The 1,272-nt window shown below is 56.4% G+C and carries 1 protein-coding gene; it reads left to right on the top strand.

Annotated features, from left to right (window positions below):
• The first annotated feature begins 110 nt into the window (after positions 1-110).
• Entirely contained in the window at positions 111-1,256 is a 1,146-nt protein-coding gene (locus tag EKD05_RS25480) for an RNA-guided endonuclease TnpB family protein (protein WP_165360999.1), read from the top strand.
• Positions 1,257-1,272 lie beyond the last annotated feature (16 nt).

Genomic DNA, 1,272 nt, shown 5'->3' with positions numbered 1-1,272 from the left:
GAAATAGCCCGTAAAGCCCAGGAGCTTTTAGCCCTGGGATAGAAGGGCTTCACTCGCTTTAGCCGCTTTAGATGTTGCACACTCGTTCTTCATCTGGTATCATTAAGACCATGAAAACATTTGAGTTTCGCTTGTATCCCAACCGAAAACAGCGTCAACACCTTGATTCTGTCCTGATGGGGTCTCGCGTCATCTATAACGAGATGTTGACCCATACCCGACAGGTCTATCAGGAGACCGGGAAGTTTGCGTTCAAATACGCCCTCACAAAAGCATTTGCTGGTCGCGGTAAAGGGACGGTTCCGGCCAGCACCGTGCAGATGCTTGCGGACCGGCTGGACAAGGCACTCATATGCTTCATGCGGCGGAAAGAAGCGGATCAAACGGTCGGGTTCCCGCGCTTTAAGACGCCCAATCGCTGGCATTCGATCCAACTGCGCCAGCACGCTGTCGATTTCGATGTGGACGGGCGATTCTTGCGCACACCGGCCCTCACGGGTGGGCGCATCAAGATCAAACGCCATCGTCCGATCATCGGCACACCCCAAACCTGCCATCTGGTGAAACGAGCCGACGGTCACTGGTACGCGCTCATCGTGTGTGAGCTGCCAGAACCAGAACCGCCAACCGAACCCCCTGCGCCTGATGAACGACCCGCCATCGGCATTGATGTTGGCTTGAAGTCCTTCTTGACCGATAGCGACGGGAATACGGTTGCCAATCCGCGCTACTACCGCACCAGTCAGGCGAAACTCCGGCGTCAGCAACGGCGGTTGATGGCCCGCACCAAGGGAAGTCAGCGTCGTCGGAAGATGGCGCGTTCGGTGGCCCAGACCCACCTGAAGATCGAGCGCCAGCGCCGCGATTTTCACTTCAAGACCGCCAAACACTATGCCGATACCTACCGACTGATGGTGGTCGAAGATCTGAACGTGCGCGGCCTGGCGCGCACCCGATTGGCAAAAAGCATTCTGGATGCTGGATGGAGCGCGTTTCTGACGATCCTGACCGACAAGGCTGCAAGTGCTGGCGGTCAGGTGATCAGAATCAACCCGCGTTTCACCACCCAAACGTGCTCGAACTGCGGCGAACTGGTGCCAAAATCGTTGTCGGTACGAACACATATCTGTCCTTCGTGTGGATATGTGGCTGATAGAGACCACAATGCCGCGATCAACATTCTAAGGGCGGGGGCACCGCCCTCGGGGACGGTGGCCGATAGGTTGCCGGATGAACCGAGAAGCCCAATTCTTTAGAATTGGGAGTTGTCAC

Origin of the sequence: Candidatus Chloroploca sp. Khr17 (assembly GCF_004138165.1) — a bacterium.
GTDB lineage: Bacteria > Chloroflexota > Chloroflexia > Chloroflexales > Chloroflexaceae > Chloroploca.
This window is presented reverse-complemented; position numbering and strand designations above follow the sequence as displayed.

Bases quoted from the DNA above. Each gene is read 5' to 3' on its own strand.
- EKD05_RS25480 (WP_165360999.1), top strand. From the start codon at position 111: ATGAAAACATTTGAGTTTCGCTTGTATCCCAACCGAAAACAGCGTCAA.